The sequence below is a fragment of the Streptomyces sp. NPDC035033 genome (assembly GCF_040636735.1).
Lineage (GTDB): Bacteria > Actinomycetota > Actinomycetes > Streptomycetales > Streptomycetaceae > Streptomyces.
This window is the reverse complement of the sequence record NZ_JBEZUZ010000024.1, coordinates 59165-77818: the sequence shown is the minus strand read 5'-3', so window position 1 is coordinate 77818 and position 18654 is coordinate 59165. Positions and strand designations below refer to the sequence as shown.

12 protein-coding genes and 2 pseudogenes are annotated in these 18654 nt (G+C 73.0%); 8 read left to right on the top strand and 6 right to left on the bottom strand.

The window, feature by feature from the left end; translation table 11 throughout:
- A pseudogene (locus AB0E83_RS13080) lies at positions 1–432 on the top strand (two-component sensor histidine kinase); the annotation flags it as partial.
- A 73-nt stretch (positions 433–505) separates the two neighbouring features.
- On the opposite strand, the gene AB0E83_RS13075 reads toward AB0E83_RS13080, so the two are convergent.
- The 3 genes and pseudogenes from AB0E83_RS13075 to glgX all read right to left on the bottom strand — a co-directional run bounded on the left by AB0E83_RS13075 (position 506) and on the right by glgX (position 8846).
- On the bottom strand, positions 506–2536 hold the full coding sequence (locus tag AB0E83_RS13075) for a M4 family metallopeptidase (protein ID WP_362109674.1): 2031 nt from the start codon (positions 2534–2536) through the stop codon (positions 506–508).
- Positions 2537–2919: 383 nt separating this feature from the next.
- Positions 2920–6509, bottom strand: a pseudogene (locus tag AB0E83_RS13070) (ABC transporter ATP-binding protein); the annotation flags it as partial.
- A gap of 135 nt (positions 6510–6644) precedes the next feature.
- Positions 6645–8846 (bottom strand): glycogen debranching protein GlgX, encoded by a 2202-nt coding sequence (glgX, locus tag AB0E83_RS13065; protein ID WP_362109672.1) that lies wholly within the window; start codon positions 8844–8846, stop codon positions 6645–6647.
- Positions 8847–9033: 187 nt separating this feature from the next.
- Between glgX and AB0E83_RS13060 the strand changes: the two genes are divergently transcribed.
- From AB0E83_RS13060 to AB0E83_RS13045, 4 genes are all read left to right on the top strand, one after another.
- On the top strand, positions 9034–10251 hold the full coding sequence (locus AB0E83_RS13060) for an Ig-like domain-containing protein (protein WP_362109670.1): 1218 nt from the start codon (positions 9034–9036) through the stop codon (positions 10249–10251).
- A 197-nt stretch (positions 10252–10448) separates the two neighbouring features.
- Positions 10449–11690 carry an Ig-like domain-containing protein gene (locus AB0E83_RS13055; RefSeq protein ID WP_362109668.1) on the top strand — a complete coding sequence of 414 codons (1242 nt, stop codon included), beginning with the start codon at positions 10449–10451 and terminating at the stop codon, positions 11688–11690.
- A gap of 88 nt (positions 11691–11778) precedes the next feature.
- Entirely contained in the window at positions 11779–12546 is a 768-nt protein-coding gene (locus AB0E83_RS13050; RefSeq protein ID WP_362109665.1) for an enoyl-CoA hydratase/isomerase family protein, read from the top strand.
- A 103-nt stretch (positions 12547–12649) separates the two neighbouring features.
- Entirely contained in the window at positions 12650–13150 is a 501-nt protein-coding gene (locus AB0E83_RS13045; RefSeq protein ID WP_362109663.1) for an ATP-binding protein, read from the top strand.
- A gap of 300 nt (positions 13151–13450) precedes the next feature.
- Here the strand turns inward: AB0E83_RS13045 and AB0E83_RS13040 are convergent, their stop codons facing one another.
- Positions 13451–14089, bottom strand: coding sequence for a GNAT family N-acetyltransferase (locus tag AB0E83_RS13040; protein WP_362109661.1), 639 nt, complete (start codon positions 14087–14089; stop codon positions 13451–13453).
- A 75-nt stretch (positions 14090–14164) separates the two neighbouring features.
- On the opposite strand from AB0E83_RS13040, the gene AB0E83_RS13035 reads away from it, so the two are divergent.
- The 3 genes from AB0E83_RS13035 (at position 14165) to AB0E83_RS13025 (ending at position 15795) form a co-directional block, all read left to right on the top strand.
- Complete coding sequence (locus AB0E83_RS13035) at positions 14165–14380, top strand: EF-hand domain-containing protein (RefSeq protein ID WP_362109659.1); 216 nt, start codon at positions 14165–14167, stop codon at positions 14378–14380.
- Between the two features lie 85 nt (positions 14381–14465).
- Positions 14466–15383 (top strand): CopD family protein, encoded by a 918-nt coding sequence (locus AB0E83_RS13030; protein ID WP_362109657.1) that lies wholly within the window; start codon positions 14466–14468, stop codon positions 15381–15383.
- A gap of 172 nt (positions 15384–15555) precedes the next feature.
- On the top strand, positions 15556–15795 hold the full coding sequence (locus AB0E83_RS13025) for a hypothetical protein (protein WP_362109655.1): 240 nt from the start codon (positions 15556–15558) through the stop codon (positions 15793–15795).
- 67 nt (positions 15796–15862) lie between these two features.
- On the opposite strand, the gene AB0E83_RS13020 is transcribed toward AB0E83_RS13025, so the two are convergent.
- Positions 15863–17233 (bottom strand): L-serine ammonia-lyase, encoded by a 1371-nt coding sequence (locus AB0E83_RS13020; protein WP_362109653.1) that lies wholly within the window; start codon positions 17231–17233, stop codon positions 15863–15865.
- Positions 17234–17389: 156 nt separating this feature from the next.
- Entirely contained in the window at positions 17390–18649 is a 1260-nt protein-coding gene (glyA, locus tag AB0E83_RS13015) for a serine hydroxymethyltransferase (RefSeq protein ID WP_362109651.1), read from the bottom strand.
- Between the last annotated feature and the right edge of the window lie 5 nt (positions 18650–18654).

The window sequence follows — 18654 nt, the reverse complement described above, 5'->3', positions numbered from 1 at the left end:
GGGCCCGGTCCAGCTCCCGGGCCGAGGTCGGGGCGGCGGGCGCCGGCGCCGGCGCCCGCCGCCCCGACCTCGGCCCGGGAGCTGGACCGGGCCCGGCGGCGGGTCCGCGAGGACCTGGTCCGGGCGATCTGGATCCCGCTGGCGCTGCTCGCCGCGCTCGCGGTGCTGACGGCGGGCGTCGCGGTGTGGTCGCAGGCCCGTTCGTACCTGGAGCCCGACAACTACGCGCGGCTGCTGGTCGGCCAGGCGTACGGGGAGATCGCGGACGACCTGCCGGACCACGCGCTGGAGACGCGGCCGCCGGGGCTGCCGGCGGAGCCGGGGGGCGCGGACGAGTGCCGCTACTACCGGGCGACCGTCTTCGCGGAACTCCCGGTCTACCGCCTGTGCTTCGCGGCGGGCCGGCTGGTCCGCAAGGACGAGCTGGGGTGAACGGGCGGACGCCCGGAGGGAAGGGTCCCTCCGGGCGTCCGTCGTGCGGTGCGTCCGGCGCGTGCCTGCCCGCTTACGGGAAGGTCAGCTTGAAGCTGTTGATGTAGCCGGTGTCGATGGAGGCGCGGTCCTGGACGCGGAGCTTCCAGACGCCGTTGGCCACCTCGGACGAGGCGTTGACGGTGTAGGTCTGGCTGATGTTGTCGGCGCTGCCGCCGGTGCGGTTGTGCAGGTTGTAGACCGAGCCGTCGGGGGCGACGAGGTCGACGATCAGGTCGCCGATGTAGGTGTGGACGATGTCCACGCCGACGGAGAGGTTGCTCGGCGCGTTGCCGGTGCGGCCGGTGACGGTGACCGAGGAGGTCACCGCGGCGCCGTTGTCCGGGACGGAGACGTCGGCGGTGTTCTCGAAGACGGTGCCGGTGGGCGGGGTGGTGCCGGGGCGGGTGCCGACGTTGACGGCGGCCCAGGCGTGCTGGACGGCGAGGGCCTCGGGGCTGCCGACGCCGTAGAGCTCCTCGGCGGCGGCGACCGTGCCGGTGCGGGCGCCCGCGTAGTTGGTGGACGAGGTCCACTTGGTGGTGAGGGCCTTGAACCAGATCATCCGGGCCTTGTCGATGCCGATGCCGGTGACCGGCAGGCCGTCGGAGGTCGGGGAGTCGTAGGTCACGCCGTTGACGGTCTTGACGCCGCTGCCCTCGGAGAGCAGGTAGAAGAAGTGGTTCGCCGGGCCCGAGGAGTAGTGGACGTCGATGGAGCCGATGCCCGAGTACCACGCGTCCTTGGACGAGCCGTCCTTGCTGGGCTTGTCCATGTAGCGCAGCGGGGTGCCGTTGCCGCGGATGTCGATCTTCTCGCCGACGAGGTAGTCGCCCGGGTCCTTCGGGTTGTTGGCGTAGAACTCGACGGCCGCCGCGATGATGTCGGAGGTGGCCTCGTTGAGGCCGCCGGACTCGCCGCTGTAGACGAGCTTGGCCGTGGACGAGGTGAGACCGTGGGTCATCTCGTGCGCGGCCACGTCGATGGAGGTCAGCGGCTTGGTGTTGCCGGAGCCGTCGCCGTACGTCATGCAGAAGCAGGAGTCCTGCCAGAAGGCGTTGACGTAGGCGTTGCCGTAGTGGACCCGCGAGTACGCGCCGACGCCGTCACCGCGGATGCCGGAGCGGCCGTGCACGTTCTTGTAGTAGTCCCAGGTGAGCGCGGCGCCGTAGTGGGCGTCGGCGCCGGCCGTCTCCAGGTTGGACGGCGTGCCGTCGCCCCAGATGTCGTCCGCGCCGGAGAAGAGCGTCCCGGTGCCGGAGGTGCCCCGGTTGAGGTTGTAGGTCTTGTGGTTGCCGCGCGCGGTGTCGGTCAGCGTGTACGAGGGCGCGGTGCCGAGCGTGACCTGGCCGCTGTACTGGGTGTTGCCGGTGCCGGTGTGCACGGCCTGCCACTCGTACAGCTTGGCGCCGGTCCTGGCGTCGGTGACGACGTGCAGCTCGTTCGGCGTGCCGTCGTGCTGGAGGCCGCCGACGACGGTCTCGTACGCGAGGACGGGGGCGCCGGACTGGGCCATCCAGACGACCTTGCGCGGGGCGCGCTCGCTCTTGGTGGCCTTCGAGCCCTCGGCGGCGGCGAGGCCGACGGCCTGCTTCTCCGCGACGGCGGGGGCGACGGTGGCGGTGAGGTCGACGTTCTTCAGCTCCGCGCGGGACGCCTTGGAGACGCCGGTGGTGGCGCCGGCCTTCGTCTCGGCGACGACCAGGTCGCCGCCGAGGACGGGCAGGCCCGCGTAGGTGCGCTCGTACCGGGTGTGGGTGGTGCCGTCGCGGTCCTGGACCACGTCCCGGACGACGAGCTTCTCCTGGCTGCCGAGGCCCAGTTCCTTCGCCGTCTCGGCCTTGCCGGCGTCGGCGGTCTTGATCAGCGCGGTGCGCTCGGCGGGGGTGAGGTCGGCGGGGAGCTTGCCCGGGTTGACCTTCCCGAGCGCGGCCGTCGCCCGCGGAGCGACCGGCCATTCGTCGTCGGCGGAGGCGCTGCCGGTCTGGACGCCGACGGCGAGCATGGCGGCGGCGGCGACGAGCGCGCCGGTCGCGGTGGCACGGCGACTGGGAGTGGATCTCACGCGAACTCCTTGTGCGAGGGGGGTACCGGGCCGCTGGGTGGGCAGCCGGGCGGAGCAAGCAGAGCGGTGGCGCACGATCGGGTGATGCGGCGAACACGGTTGCGAGGAACCGGGGGAGAGACTGGCAGCTACCGCCGGTACCTGTCAGGACCGCGTCAACAACTTGGCCGGAAGTCGTCCGCTGCGCGCACGGTCACGTTCGTTAACCGGACGTTTCATCGATCTTGGGCGGGACGCCCCACCCCGTTCGGCGTGCGGGAACGCCGCGCGGCCCGGTCGGCGCCGTCGTGACGGGCCGCCCGCCGTCCCGCCCTTCGGACGCCGGGCTCCTCCCTCGACCCGTTGGCCGAAAAACCCCGTCCTGAACCGTCCCTTCCGGTCCGTCAGCCGGCCAGGGAGTCCCGCCAGGCGCGGTGCAGGCCCGCGTAGCGGCCCTCGCCGCCGACCAGCTCCGCCGGGGAGCCGTCCTCGACGACCCGGCCCGCCTCCATCACGAGCACCCGGTCCGCGACCTCGACCGTGGACAGGCGGTGGGCGATGACCACCGCCGTACGACCCGCCAGGACCGTGTCCATCGCGTGCTGCACCGCCCGCTCGCCCGGCACGTCCAGCGAGCTCGTCGCCTCGTCCAGGATCAGCACCGCCGGATCCGCCAGCAGCGCCCGCGCGAAGGCCACCAACTGCCGCTGACCGGCCGAGATCCGGCCACCCCGCTTCCGCACGTCGGTGTCGTACCCGTCCGGGAGGCCGGCGATGAAGTCGTGCGCGCCGATCGCCTTCGCCGCCCGCTCGATCTCCTCCCGGCCGGCGTCCGGGCGGCCGATCGCGATGTTCTCCGCGACCGTCCCGGAGAACAGGAACGCCTCCTGCGTCACCATCACCACCCCGCGCCGCAGCTCCGGCACCGACAGCTCCCGCAGGTCCACGCCGTCGAGCAGCACCCGGCCCTCCGTCGGGTCGTAGAAGCGGGCCAGCAGCTTCGCCAGCGTCGACTTGCCCGCGCCGGTCGCCCCGACCACCGCCACCGTCTGCCCCGCCGGGATCCGCAGGTCGAGACGGGGCAGCACCTCGCCGCCCGTCCGGTACGCGAACCGCACCCCCTCGAAGACCACCTCCCGGCCCGGCGCCGCCCCCGCCCGCTCCGGCAGCGCGCGCGGCGCCGCCGCCTCCGGCACGCCCGGCTCCTGCGCGAGCAGGCCCGCGATCTTGGTGAGCGAGGCGGCCGCCGACTCGTACGAGTTGAGGAACATGCCGAGCCGGTCGATCGGGTCGTAGAGCCGCCGCACGTACAGCACCGCCGCCGCGAGCACGCCCAGCTCCAGCGAACCGCCCGCCACCCGGTAGGCGCCCCACAGGCACATCCCGGCCACCGCCGTGTTCGCCACCAGACGCGACCCCACCACATAGCGGGCCATCTCCAGGAGCGCGTCGCCGTTGCTCCGCTCGTGCCGGTGGTTCAGCCCCGCGAACTCCGCGTCGTTCACCCGCTCCCGCCGGAAGGCCCGCACCGGCCGGATCCCGTTCATCGTCTCCGCGAACTTCACGATCACCCCGGCGATCGCCGTCGACCGCTCCGCGTACACCGCCCCCGCGCGCCGCCGGTACATCCGCACCAGCAGGTACAGCGGCCCGAACGAGGCCACCGCCACCGCACCGATCCCCAGGTCCAGCCAGAGCAGCACCAGCGAGATCGACACGAACGACAGCACCACCCCGATCAGCTCCTGGAGCCCCTCCGACAGCAGCTCCCGCAGCGACTCCACGTCCGTCGTCGACCGCGAGATCAGCCGCCCCGAGGTGTACCGCTCGTGGAAGTCCACGCTCAGCACCTGCGCGTGCCGGAAGATCCGCCCCCGCAGGTCGAGCAGCACGTCCTGGTTGATCCGCGCCGCGCCCCGCACGAAGCCGTACTGGAGCGCCCCCGCGCCCACCGCGCACAGCAGGTAGCCGACCGCCACCGCGAGCAGCGGCCCGTGGTCCCCGGCCCGGAAGGCCGGCACCCCCCGGTCGATCGCGTACGCCACGAGCAGCGGGCCCGCCTGCACCGCGGCCTCCTTCAGCAGCAGCGCCAGCGCCGCCACCGCCACCCGGGCCCGGTGCGCGGCGAGCAGCGAACGCAGCAGCGCCCCGGTCGCCCCACGCGGGGCGGGCAGGTCGTCCCGGTCGAACGGGTCACCGGCCGCGGCCCGCTCCTCCCGTCCCTCCCGCTCCTCCTCCGGCGGTACGAGCGTGGTGTCCGTCATCGCTTCTCGCCCCCCTCGCCCGACATCAGCCAGGCGTACTCGGCGCTGCTCCGCAGCAGTTCCTGATGGGTGCCGACCGCCGCGATCCGGCCGCCGGACAGCAGCGCCACCCGGTCGGCCAGCATCACCGTCGACGGCCGGTGCGCCACGACCAGCGCCGTCGTCTCCTTCAGCACCTCGCGCAGGGCCGCCTCCACCCGCGCCTCGGTGTGCACGTCCAGCGCCGACAGCGGATCGTCGAGCACCAGGAAGCGCGGCCGGCCGACCACCGCGCGGGCCAGCGCCAGCCGCTGCCGCTGCCCGCCCGACAGGCTCAGCCCCTGCTCGCCGACCTGCGTCCCGGCCCCCTCCGGCAGCCGTCCGACGAAGCCGTCCGCCTGCGCGATGGCCAGCGCCCGCCCCAGCTCCGGCTCCCCGGCCGCCGGGCCCGCGCCCATCAGCACGTTCTCCCCGACGCTCGCCGAGAAGAGGGTGGGCTCCTCGAAGGCCACCGACACCAGCGTGCGCAGCCGCTCCCGTTCCATCCCGGCGATGTCCTCGCCGTCCAGCAGGATCCGCCCGGAGGTCACCTCGTGCAGCCGCGGCACGAGCGAGGTCAGCGTGGTCTTGCCGGAGCCGGTGGCCCCGACCAGGGCCAGCGTCTCGCCCGGCCGCACGTGCAGGTCGACGGAGTCCAGGACCGGCGGGGAGCCGGCCGGCGCGTCCGGGAAGCGGAACGACACGCCCTCGAAGCACAGCCCGTCGGCGGCCCCCTCCACCGCCGCCGGAGCGACCGCGTCCCGCTCCTCCTCCGCGTCCATCACCTCGAAGTACCGCTCCGTCGCCGTCACCGCCTCCTGGCTCATCGCGAGCAGGAAGCCGATCGACTCCACCGGCCAGCGCAGCGCCAGCGCCGTCGACAGGAACGCCACCAGGGTGCCCGCCGACAGGTCGCCGTCCGCGACCCGCACGGTGCCGAGCACCAGCGCGGCCCCGATCGCCAGCTCCGGCAGGACCGTGATCAGCGCCCAGATCGTGGCGAGCAGCCGCGCCTTGGACAGCTCGGTGGAGCGCAGCAGCTCCGCGAGCCGGCGGAAGGCCTCCGCCTGGCTGCGGTGCCGGCCGAAGCCCTTGACGATCCGGATGCCGAGGACGCTCTCCTCCACCACCGTGGTCAGATCGCCGACCTGGTCCTGCGCGCGCCGGGCCACCACCCCGTACCGCCGCTCGAAGTACGAGCAGAACACCACCACCGGCACCACCGGCGTCAGCAGCACCAGCCCGAGCGGCCGGTCCTGGGCCAGCAGCAGGACACAACCCGCCACGATCGTCACCGCGTTCACGATCAGGAACGTCAGCGGGAAGGCCAGGAACATCCGCAGGATCATCAGGTCCGTGGTGCCGCGCGAGAGCAGCTGCCCGGACGCCCACCGGTCGTGGAAGGCGATCGGCAGCCGCTGGAGCCTGCCGTACAGGTCCTCCCGCATCCGCGCCTCCACCGAGGACAGCGGCCGGGCCACCAGCCACCGCCGCAGCCCGAACAGCAGGGCCTCGGCGACGCCGAGCAGCAGCAGGTACAGCGCCCCCAGCCACACCCCTCCCGGGTCCCGCTCCGCGACCGGCCCGTCCACCAGCCACTTCAGGACCAGCGGGATGACGAGCGACAGACAGGAGGCGACGATCGCGACGGCGGCGGCGGTGAAGAACCGCGCGCGCACCGGCCGGACGTACGGCCAGAGCCGCAGCAGCACCCGGACGGCCGAACGGCGGACGGGGGCGGACTCGGAGGTGACAGGTTTCTCGGGCATCAGGCCCGACCCTACGAGTCACCACTGACACGCCTCACCCGGTTTTCGGACGACCTCCCGGCCCGCCGTGACGTCCCGTCACCCCACCACCCGCAGCAGCACCACCGACCGCGCCCCCACCTCCAGGACCGTGGCGCCCGGGTGGAGGGTGCCCGGCGGGGTGGTCTGGTCGTCGAGGGACGTGTCGAGGACGCGCTCGTACGTCTGGGCCCATGGGGGGCCGGGGAGGCGGAAGTCCAGCGGGCGGTGGCCCGCGTGCAGCACGGCGAGGAAGCTGTCGTCGAGCACCGGCTCGCCGCGCTCGTCCCGGCCCGGTATGTCCCGGCCCGACAGGTAGAGGGCGAGCGTGGCCGAGGGGGCGTACCAGTCGCGTTCCGTCATCTCGGTGCCGTCCGGGCCGAACCAGGCGAGGTCCCGCAGCCCGTCCGCGCCCTGCGGCCGGCCGGAGAAGAAGGCGCGGCGGCGCAGCACCGGGTGGCGGTGGCGCAGGGCCAGCAGCCGCCTCGTCAGGACCAGGAGCTGGGCCCGGCCGGGGTCGTCCGGCAGGGACCAGTCCAGCCAGCCGATCTCGTTGTCCTGGCAGTACGCGTTGTTGTTGCCGCCCTGGGTGCGGCCCATCTCGTCGCCGGCGACGAGCATCGGCACGCCCGTCGACAGCAGCAGCGTGGTGAGCAGGTTGCGCAGCTGCCGCAGCCGCAGCGCGTTCACCTCGGGGTCGTCGGTCTCGCCCTCCACCCCGCAGTTCCAGGAGCGGTTGTCGTGGGTGCCGTCCCGGTTGCCCTCCCCGTTGGCCTCGTTGTGCTTGCGCTCGTAGGTGACGAGGTCCCGCAGGGTGAAGCCGTCGTGCGCGGTGACGAAGTTGACCGAGGCGTACGGGCGCCGGCCGCCCCAGGCGTACAGGTCGCTGGAGCCGGAGAGCCGGTAGCCGAGGTCCCGCACGTCGGGCAGGGCGCCGCGCCAGAAGTCCCGGACGGCGTCCCGGTAGCGGTCGTTCCACTCGGTCCACAGCGGCGGGAAGGCGCCGACCTGGTAGCCGCCGTTGCCGACGTCCCACGGCTCGGCGATCAGCTTGACCCGGCGCAGCACCGGGTCCTGGGCGATGACGGCGAGGAACGGCGACAGCATGTCGACGTCGTGCATGGAGCGGGCGAGCGCCGCCGCCAGGTCGAAGCGGAAGCCGTCGACGCCCATCTCGGTGACCCAGTAGCGCAAGGAGTCGGTGATGAGCCGGAGCACCTGCGGCTGCACCACGTGCAGGGTGTTGCCGCAGCCGGTGTAGTCGGCGTACCGGCGGGCGTCGGACTGGAGCCGGTAGTAGCCGCGGTTGTCGATGCCCTTCAGCGACAGCGTCGGGCCCAGCTCGCCCGCCTCCGCCGTGTGGTTGTAGACGACGTCGAGGATCACCTCGATGCCGGCCGCGTGCAGCGCCCGCACCATCCGCTTGAACTCGCCGACCTGCTGCCCGGTGGTGCCGGACGAGGAGTAGCCGGCGTGCGGGGCGAAGTAGCCGATCGAGTTGTAGCCCCAGTAGTTGGTGAGGCCGCGCCGCAGCAGGTGGTCCTCGTGGGCGAACTGGTGGACCGGCAGCAGCTCGACGGCCGTCACCCCGAGGCGGACGAGGTGGTCGATCGCGGCCGGGTGGGCGAGCCCCGCGTAGGTGCCCCGCAGGTGCTCGGGGACGCCGGGGTGGCGGGCGGTGAAGCCCTTGACGTGCAGCTCGTAGATGACCGAGTCCGGCCAGGGCGTCTTGGGCCTGCGGTCGTCGGACCAGTCGTCGTCGTCCCGCACGACGACGCCCTTGGGGACGTACGGGGCGGAGTCCCGCTCGTCGCGGACGGTGTCGGCGACGTGCTGCTGGGGCCAGTCCCGCACGTGCCCGTAGACCTCGGGCGGCAGCGCGAACTCGCCGTCGACGGCCCGGGCGTACGGGTCGAGGAGCAGCTTCGCCGGGTTCCAGCGGGCGCCGGTCCACGGGTCCCAGCGGCCGTGCACCCGGTAGCCGTACCGCTGCCCCGCGCCGACGCCGGGCACGAAGCCGTGCCAGATCTCGTGGGTGAGCTCGGTCAGCGGCAGCCGGGTCTCGGTGCCGTCCGGCGCGAAGAGGCAGAGCTCCACGGCCTCGGCGCCGCCCGCCCACAGCGCGAAGTTGGTGCCGCGGGTCCCGTCCGGTCCGGTGCGGCAGCGGGCCCCGAGGGGGGTGGGCGCCCCCGGCCACACGGGGGGCGCGGCCCGCCCCGGGGCGCGCTCCGGTACCGCCTGCTGTTCGGCTGCGCTCGACACCGCCCTGGCCTCCCGCGGCTCCGGCGGGCCCGCGTGCGGGGCCGCGGGCGTCCCTGCCCCCGGCCCCGCGCGTCCTCCCGCACCCTCGTGTTCTCCCGGTCCTCCCCTTGTTGTTCCCGCGCGGCCGTCCCCCCAACATGGCCCGCACGCACGTTTCCCCTGGAGGGGGGTCGTCGTTGGGCCACGCGTGACACGTCTATGGGAACGGGCCGGGCACCTCCTCGCGGTCGCGGGGCTCCTCGCGGGCCTCGCCGGCTGCACCGGATCGGACGGGGGAGGCGGCATCGACCCGCGCCTCCCGGGCAAGGCGCGCGCCCCCGGCGACGTGATCCGGGTCAGCCCGGAGGACGGCAGCCGGGGGGTGCCCGCCGAGGGCCCCCTGGAGGTACGGGTGGACAGCGGGCGGCTCGAACGGGTGAGCGTGACCCAGGTGGCGGACGGGCGGCGCTCGGCCGTGCCCGGCGCGATCGGGGCCGACGGGCTGCGCTGGCGGCCCGCCGACGGCACCCGGCTCGCGCTCGCCGCGAAGTACAGCGTGGACGCGGTGGCGCTGGACGCGCACGGGCGGCGCTCGGCCCGGCACACCACCTTCACCACGGTGGTGCCGGAGAGCCGGTTCATCGGCTACTTCACGCCGGAGAACCGTTCCACGGTGGGCGCCGGGATGATCGTCTCCTTCGGCTTCAACCGGCCGGTCGAGAACCGGGCCGCGGTGGAGCGGGCCATCCGGGTCACCGCCGACCCGCCGGTGGAGGTCGTCGGCCACTGGTTCGGCAAGGAGCGGCTCGACTTCCGGCCCGAGGAGTACTGGGCGCCCGGCACGAAGGTGACGGTCGAGCTGGCGCTCCGGGACGTCGAGGGCGCCCCGGGCGTCTACGGCATCCAGCGCAAGACGGTCGGCTTCACGGTCGGCCGCTCCCAGGTCTCCCTGGTGGACGCCGCCGCCCACACCATGGAGGTGCGGCGGGACGGGCGGCTGCTCGCCACCCTGCCGATCACCGCGGGCGCCCCGAAGACCACCACGTACAACGGGAAGATGGTGGTCACCGAGGTCTACGACGTGACCCGGATGAACGGCGCCACGGTCGGCTTCGGCGGCGAGTACGACATCAAGGACGTGCCGCACGCCATGCGGCTCACCGACTCCGGCACCTTCATCCACGGCAACTACTGGGCCGACCCCGCCACCTTCGGCTCGGCCAACGTCAGCCACGGCTGCGTGGGGCTGCGGGACGTGAAGGGCGGCGGCGCCGACACCCCGGCGGGCTGGTTCTTCGACCGGAGCCTGATCGGCGACGTCGTCGAGGTGGTCAACTCCAAGGACCGGAAGGTCGCCCCGGACAACGGCCTCGGCGGCTGGAACATGGACTGGGGGAGCTGGAAGGAGGGGTCCGCGCTCCGCTGACCCGCCGCTCCGCACGGGGCCGGACGCGAGCCGCTCCCCGCTCGCCTCCGGCCCGTCCCCAACTGGGACTGAACGGTGACATGCGCGTGGAACTTTCGTGTCTTCCGGTGTGATTATCTAACGCCGTGTGCACGGGAGGTGCGTACAGGGGGTGGGGCCCGGTCAGCCGCCGGGTCGTGCGAGGGGAGAACACCATAGTGAACGGGCAGCCGATAGCGGGGACGCCGGCGCGGCGGCGGGGCGCCCGCCTCGGAGCGCTGGCCACGGGGGCGCTGCTGCTGGTCCTGACCGCCTGCGGCGGCGAGGACCCGGCCGCGACCGCACCCGACGGGGGGAAGGGCGAGCTCCCGGGGAACACCGCACCGGACAACGCCGCCTCCCGGGCGGTCGTGACGATCCTGCCGAAGGACGGCGCCGACGCGGTCGCCACCAGCGGGGCCCTCAAGGTCACCGCCGAGCAGGGCAAGCTGACGACGGTCACCGTCGCCGACTCCGAGGGCGAGGCGGTCGAGGGGAAGATCTCGGCGGACGGCGCGAGCTGGGAGCCGCTGGCCCACCTGTCGGCCGGCACCCAGTACAAGGTCCACGCGATCGCGAAGGACGCCGAGGGCCGCGAGTCGGCGAAGGACACCACCTTCACCACGCTGGTCCCGAAGAACACCTTCATCGGCCACTACACGCCGGAGGCGGACACCACCGTCGGCGTCGGCATGCCGGTCTCCCTCAACTTCACCCGGGGCATCACCGACCCCGAGGCCGTGGAGAAGGCCATCAAGGTGACGGCCGAGCCGGCCGTCGAGATCAAGGGCCACTGGTTCGGCAACGACCGCCTCGACTTCCGCCCGAAGGAGTACTGGAAGGCCGGGACGAAGGTCACCGTCGAGCTCAACCTGGACGGCGTCGAGGGCCGCCCGGGCGTCTACGGCAAGCAGAAGAAGACGTACTCCTTCACCATCGGCCGCCGTCAGGTCTCCACGGTCGACGCGAGCGCCAAGACGATGAAGGTCGAGCGCGACGGCAAGATCATCAAGACCCTGCCGATCACCGCGGGCGCCCCGTCCACGACCACGTACAACGGCCAGATGGTCATCAGCGAGAAGTACAAGGTGACCCGCATGAACGGGGCCACCGTCGGCTTCGGCGGCGAGTACGACATCAAGGACGTGCCGCACGCCATGCGCCTGTCCACCTCCGGCACCTTCGTGCACGGCAACTACTGGGCCCCGAAGTCCACCTTCGGCTCCCAGAACGTCAGCCACGGCTGCGTCGGCCTCTCGGACACCCGGGGCGCGGGCGACAGCTCCACGCCGGCCGCCTGGTTCTACGACCGCTCGATCATCGGTGACGTCGTCGTCGTGAAGAACTCCAAGGACAAGCAGATCAAGCCGGAGAACGGCCTGAACGGCTGGAACATGAGCTGGGAGGAGTGGATCGCGTAGGTCCGCTCCCGCCCGGGGCCCGGTGCCGTCCGCTCTGTGAGCAACGGCACCGGGCCCCTCGGCGTTAACGGACACTAACCTTCCCTCCATGACTGTGAACCTCGAAGTCGCCGACGGCGTCGGCACCATCCGCCTCGACCGCCCCCCGATGAACGCCCTGGACGTCGCCACCCAGGACCGGCTGCGCGAGCTGGCCCAGGAGGCCACCGACCGCGACGACGTGCGGGCCGTCGTCCTCTACGGCGGCGAGAAGGTCTTCGCGGCCGGCGCGGACATCAAGGAGATGCAGGTCATGGACCACGTGGCCATGATCGAGCGGTCGCGCGCGCTCCAGGACTCCTTCACCGCCGTCGCCCGCATCCCCAAGCCGGTCGTCGCCGCGATCACCGGGTACGCCCTCGGCGGCGGCTGCGAGCTCGCCCTCTGCGCCGACTACCGGATCGCCGCCGAGGACGCGAAGCTGGGCCAGCCCGAGATCCTGCTCGGCCTCATCCCCGGCGCCGGCGGCACCCAGCGGCTCTCCCGCCTGGTCGGCCCCTCCCGCGCCAAGGACCTCATCTTCACCGGCCGGATGGTGAAGGCCGACGAGGCCCTCGCGCTCGGCCTGGTCGACCGGGTCGTCCCGGCCGCCGAGGTGTACGAGCGGGCGCACGCCTGGGCCGCGAAGCTCGCCCAGGGCCCGGCGGTGGCGCTGCGCGCCGCCAAGGAGGCGATCGACCAGGGCCTGGAGACCGACATCGACACCGGCCTCGCCCTCGAACGAACCTGGTTCTCCGCGCTGTTCGCCACCGCGGACCGCGAGACCGGCATGCGCAGCTTCGTCGAGGAGGGCCCGGGCAAGGCGAAGTTCGCCTGACCCGCGCCGATCCGACGGACCGTCACGGCGACGCGCCGTCCCGCGGGGGCCATTCCACCGGAACGGCCCCCGCGAGCCGTCTCCTGCGTTCATGATGGGGGGCATGGCGGGCCTGGAGAGCAGGGAACAACCACGGCAGGGCGTCGTCCCCGCCGCACGGTGGACACCGACCGCGGAGGACGAAGAGGCCCTCAAGGCGATGGACGTGTACGGCAACCCGGCGGAGACCGACGTCCGCCTGCCGTCGCAGCCCCAGTCCGCGCGGATCGCCCGGCGGATGACCCAGTACGTGGTGCTCCGCCAGTGGGGGCTCGGCCCGACCCTCGCCGAACACGCGGTCCTGCTCGTCTCCGAACTGGTCGGCAACGCGGTCCGGCACACCGGCGCCCGGGTCTTCGCGCTGCGCGCCCAGCGGCGCCCCGGCCGGATCCGGATCGAGGTGCGCGACCCCTCGCGCGGACTGCCCTGCCTGATGCCGGTGGGCGAGCTGGACGTGAGCGGCCGGGGCCTCTACCTCGTCGACAAGCTCTCCGACCGCTGGGGCGTGGACCTCGGTCCGCGCGGCAAGACGACCTGGTTCGAGATGAGGGTCACCGACCGCTGAACGCACGGAAGCCCCCGTGCGCCGTGGTGGGGCGAGCTGGGGGCTTCCGTGTGATGCGCCGTGGACGGGGGGGTGTATCCACGGCCGCAGAGGCGACCTGGCCCGGGTCGATGGGGGTCGTGACACCGACTATGACAGACGGCGGGCCACACCGCCAAACGCCCTCATCGTCATCAATACGGACAAAAAGGTGCATTGTGCTGATGAATCGTTGGTGACGTGCGGCACCTGCCTTGCAAACCATGAATGACTATGCGGTTCATCGGTTGTTTCCCTCGATCGTCCACATGGTGGACACCCTCACAGGGCGGCGAGCAGCGCCTCCGAGGCCACCGGCCGGTACCCCGCCGCCTGGAAGGTCCGCACGCTCCGCGCGTTGCCCGGCGACTGCTGCGCCCACACCACCGGCCCCGGGGTCAGATGGCGCGCCGCCGTCGCCAGCGCCCGGCCCAGCCCCCGGTGCCGCACCGCCTCGTCGACCTCGATCGCCGCCTCCCAGCGCCCGGCCACCCCGCGCCCCAGGATCAGCACCCCGCCGTCCGCCGCCCACACCCGCACCTCGTCGCGGTACTTCAGCGCCCGCGCCACCCGGGGGTGCCCCGGGTCCTCGATCTCCCGCAGCTCCACCGGCGGCGGGCCCGGCAGGGCGTCGGCCACGGTCAGCAGGTCGACGGTGTTCATCGCCCGGCCGGTCCGCTCCATCAGCCGCACCAGGAAGCGCGGGTGCATGCTCGCCGCGAGCGGGTCGCTCCCGGTCGCGGCCAGCTCGGCCCGCACCCACTCCGGGTCGACGTCGGCGAAGACCACCGTGTGGGCCGTGAAGGCCAGCACGCCGGCGTCCCGCCGGTTCGGGGCCGGCACCACCGTCGTCCCGCCGTCCATGGCGGGGAACTCGCCGCGCGCCGCCGCCGCCAGGATCCGTGTCACGTCACCGCTCATACCGCCATCATCCGGCAGCGGGCGGCCAAGCTAATCTGACCCCCGTCAGAACAGCACCGAGAAGGGGCGGAAGCAGTGGCGGACATCGAGTCGGCACGCACGGCATTCAACCGGTACGACGTGGACGGGGACGGCTTCATCACCGCCGCGGAGTACAAGAGCGTCATGGCCCAGCTGGGCGACTTCAACGTCACCGAGACGGTGGCCGAGGCCCTCATCAAGCAGCGCGACGACAACGGCGACGGCCGCCTGTCGTGGGACGAGTTCTGGGCCCACCTCAGCAAGGCGTGACCCGGGCCTGACCGGAGCCGGGACCGGGACCGGGCGGCGCTCACCCTGAGTTGCCGCCCGTCCCGGGCTCGGTGACGATCGTCCGGTGACGCTTCCCGGACCCCTCGGCACCCCCCGCCGTCGAGGCGCCGCGGCCCTCGCGGCGGCCGCCGTCCTCGGTGTCCTCGCCGTCGTCCTGCTCGGTGCCGGCCTCGCCCGGACGGGCACCGGCGAACTCCGGATACCGGCGGCCGGCCCCACCACCCTGCTCCGGATCCTCCTCCTCGCCGGCCTCGCCGTCGCCGTCGGCGAACTCGCCGGCGCCCGGCTCGCCGGCCCCGGCCCCCTGCCGCGTCCCCTGGCCGCCCCCGGCGCCCTGCTCGCCGCGGCCGCCTCCGCCGGCCTCCTGCTCCTCCTCGCCGCCGTCAGCGGACTGAGCCTCCCCGTCGTCTACGGGCTCCGCGAGGGCCGGCTGCTGCTCGTCACCGCCAACGCCTGCCTGCTCGCCGCCGTCTGCGCCGCCTCCCGGCGCCCCGGCCTCGCGGCCCTGCCGCTCGCCGCCGCGGTCGTCGCCGAGGCGCTGCGGGCCCATCCCGAGACCGCCGGCTTCGGCGTCGGCACCGGCCTCACCGTCGTCCACCTCACCGGCGCCTCGCTGTGGACGGGCACCCTGCTGTACGTCCTCAGGGTGCTGCGGCTGCGCGGCGGCGGGCGCGGGGTGCTGCTCCGGTACGCCCGGATGGCCGCCTGCGTCTACGCGGCCCTCGCCGCCACCGGGACCGCCTCCACGCTCCGCCGGCTCCCCCTGGAGGCCGTGCTCGCCACCGCGTACGGCAGGGTCCTGCTGGTGAAGCTCGTCCTCTTCGGCGGGGCCAGCCTGCTGGCCCTCGCGGCCCGCTCCCGGCTGATGTCCGGCGCCGACGCCGAGCCCCCGGCCCGCGTGGAACTCGCCGTCCTCGCCGTGATCGTCGCCCTCTCCGCCCTCCTCACCGTGGTCCCGGACCCGCACTGGGTCCGCTACTGACCGATCGAAACCGGCCATGTCCGGGGGATCCGGACATCCCCACAGGGATTGGCCTAGACCTATTGTCGGCGAGGGGCCCCGCCGATACGTTTCGTCCCGGCTGCGCAGCCGGCACGAACCGCACGACACCGTCCCGCACCGCATCGCATCGTTCATTTCAGGAGGACATGCCATGTACCGACGCGTCGCAGCCGCCCTCGCCACCGCGGCCACCGCCGGAGCCCTCGCCCTCGGCACCGCCGCCACCGCCGAGGCCGCCGGCCCCGGCTTCTACCCGCGCAGCCACCACTCCTCGTACGCCGAGTGCCAGGCCGCCGGGCAGGCCGGCGCCTGGATGTGGGGCCAGATCTTCTTCTGCGAGCCCTTCCACCCCAGCCGCCCGGACGTCTACGTCCTCTGGGTCCGCTACTGACCCGAACGCGCGACGGCCGGTCCCGTGGGGGCGGGACCGGCCGTTCGTCACGTACGCGCGCGCGTGCTCAGCACTCGATGATGTTCACCGCGAGACCGCCGCGCGCGGTCTCCTTGTACTTGACGCTCATGTCCGCGCCGGTCTCCTTCATGGTCTTGATGACCTTGTCGAGGGAGACCAGGTGGCTGCCGTCGCCGCGCATCGACATCTTCGCCGCCGTGACGGCCTTGACCGCCGCCATGCCGTTGCGCTCGATGCAGGGGATCTGGACCAGGCCGCCGACCGGGTCGCAGGTCAGGCCCAGGTTGTGCTCCATGCCGATCTCGGCCGCGTTCTCCACCTGCTCGGGGGAGCCGCCCAGGACCTCGGCGAGGGCGCCCGCCGCCATCGAGCAGGCCGAGCCGACCTCGCCCTGGCAGCCGACCTCGGCGCCGGAGATCGAGGCGTTCTCCTTGAAGAGCATGCCGATCGCGCCCGCCGCGAGGAGGAAGCGGACGATGCCGTCCTCGTCGGCCCCCGGGACGAAGTTCATGTAGTAGTGCAGGACCGCGGGGATGATGCCGGCGGCGCCGTTCGTCGGGGCGGTGACCACCCGGCCGCCGGCCGCGTTCTCCTCGTTCACGGCCATCGCGTAGAGGGTGATCCACTCCATCGCGTGCGCGGCCGGGTCGCCCTCGGAGCGCAGCTTGCGGGCCGAGGTCGCGGCACGGCGGCGGACCTTCAGGCCGCCGGGGAGGATGCCCTCGCGGGACATGCCGCGCGCGACGCAGGCCTGCATGACCCGCCAGATCTCCAGGAGCCCGGCGCGGATCTCCTCCTCGGTGCGCCACGCCTTCTCGTTCTCCAGCATCAGCGAGGAGATCGACAGGCCGGTCTCCTTGGTGAGGCGGAGCAGCTCGTCACCGGTGCGGAAGGGGTACTTCAGGACGGTGTCGTCCGGGACGATCGGGTTCTGGCCCTCCACGGCGTCCTCGTCGACGACGAAGCCGCCGCCGACGGAGTAGTACGTCTTCTCCAGGACGAGGCCGCCCTCGGCGTCGTACGCGAAGACCGTCATGCCGTTGGCGTGGTACGGCAGCGCCTTGCGGCGGTGCAGGATCAGGTCGTCGTCGAAGGAGAAGGGGATCTCGTGCGTCCCGAGCAGGCTGATCCGGCCGCTCGCCTTGATCCGCTCGACCTCGTCGTCCGCCGTCTCCACGTCCACCGTGCGCGGCGACTTCCCCTCCAGGCCCAGCAGGACCGCCTTCGGGGTGCCGTGGCCGTGGCCGGTCGCGCCCAGCGAGCCGTACAGCTCCGCCCGGACCGAGGCGACCCGGTCGAGCAGCTCCTCGTTCCGCAGCCGGCGGGCGAACATCCGGGCCGCGCGCATCGGGCCCACCGTGTGGGAGCTGGACGGGCCGATGCCGATCGAGAACAGGTCGAAGACCGAGATGGCCACGGGGGACTCCTTGTGGGGCTAGACGCCGTTGTCTGCCGGGGTGGTGCAGAAACAAGCAGGGAGAGCGGGGGGAGGGGACAAAGCGGCGGGGCACCGCGCCCACTGTCCAGTGTGCGCGGTGCCCCGGAAGCTTCGTACGAACAAAAGCGTACGAAATTACTTCAGGCCGGGGTACAGCGGGTGCTTGTCGGCCAGGGCGGTGACCCGGGCCTTCAGCGCCGTGGCGTCGAAGCCCGGCTTCAGCGTCTCGGCGATGACGTCGGCGACCTCGCGGAAGTCCTCGGCCGTGAAGCCGCGGGTGGCGAGGGCCGGCGTGCCGATGCGCAGGCCGGAGGTGACCATCGGCGGGCGCGGGTCGTTCGGGACGGCGTTCCGGTTGACCGTGATGCCGACCTCGTGGAGACGGTCCTCGGCCTGCTGGCCGTCCAGCTCGCTGTCGCGCAGGTCGACCAGGAGCAGGTGGACGTCGGTGCCGCCGGAGAGCACGGAGACGCCGTGCTCCCGGACGTCGTCCTGGACCAGGCGCTCGGCGATGATCCGGGCGCCCTCCAGGGTGCGCTGCTGGCGCTCCTTGAACTCCTCCGAGGCCGCGACCTTGAAGGAGACGGCCTTGGCCGCGATCACGTGCTCCAGCGGGCCGCCCTGGAAACCGGGGAAGACCGAGGAGTTCAGCTTCTTCGCGAACTCCTTCTTCGCCAGGATGATGCCGCCGCGCGGGCCGCCGAGCGTCTTGTGCGTGGTGGAGGTCACCACGTCGGCGTACTCGACCGGGTTCGGGTGCAGACCGGCCGCGACCAGGCCCGCGAAGTGGGCCATGTCGACCCACAGGTACGCCTCGACCTCGTCGGCGATCCGGCGGAACTCCGCGAAGTCCAGCTGACGCGGGTACGCCGACCAGCCGGCGATGATCACCTTCGGGCGGTGCTCCTTGGCGAGGCGCTCGACCTCGGCCATGTCGACCAGGCCGGCCTCGTCCACGTGGTACGCGACCACGTTGAACTGCTTGCCCGAGAAGTTCAGGCGCATGCCGTGGGTGAGGTGGCCGCCGTGCGCCAGGTCGAGACCCAGGATCGTGTCGCCCGGCTGGGCGATCGCGAAGAGCGCGGCCTGGTTGGCGGAGGCGCCGGAGTGCGGCTGCACGTTGGCGTACTCGGCGCCGAACAGGTCCTTGATCCGGTCGATCGCGATCTGCTCGGCCACGTCGACGTGCTCGCAGCCGCCGTAGTAGCGGCGGCCCGGGTAGCCCTCGGCGTACTTGTTGGTGAGGACGGAGCCCTGGGCCTCCATGACCGCGACCGGAGCGAAGTTCTCCGAGGCGATCATTTCCAGGGTGGACTGCTGGCGGCGGAGCTCGGCGTCGACGGCGGCGGCGACGTCCGGGTCCAGCTCGTGGAGGGGAGTGTTCAGAAGCGACATGAAGC

Coding starts and splice junctions, on each gene's coding strand:
- glyA (WP_362109651.1), bottom strand. CDS start 18,649: ATGTCGCTTCTGAACACTCCCCTCCACGAGCTGGACCCGGACGTCGCC.
- AB0E83_RS13050 (WP_362109665.1), top strand. CDS start 11,779: ATGACTGTGAACCTCGAAGTCGCCGACGGCGTCGGCACCATCCGCCTC.
- AB0E83_RS13025 (WP_362109655.1), top strand. CDS start 15,556: ATGTACCGACGCGTCGCAGCCGCCCTCGCCACCGCGGCCACCGCCGGA.
- AB0E83_RS13040 (WP_362109661.1), bottom strand. CDS start 14,089: ATGAGCGGTGACGTGACACGGATCCTGGCGGCGGCGGCGCGCGGCGAG.
- AB0E83_RS13045 (WP_362109663.1), top strand. CDS start 12,650: ATGGCGGGCCTGGAGAGCAGGGAACAACCACGGCAGGGCGTCGTCCCC.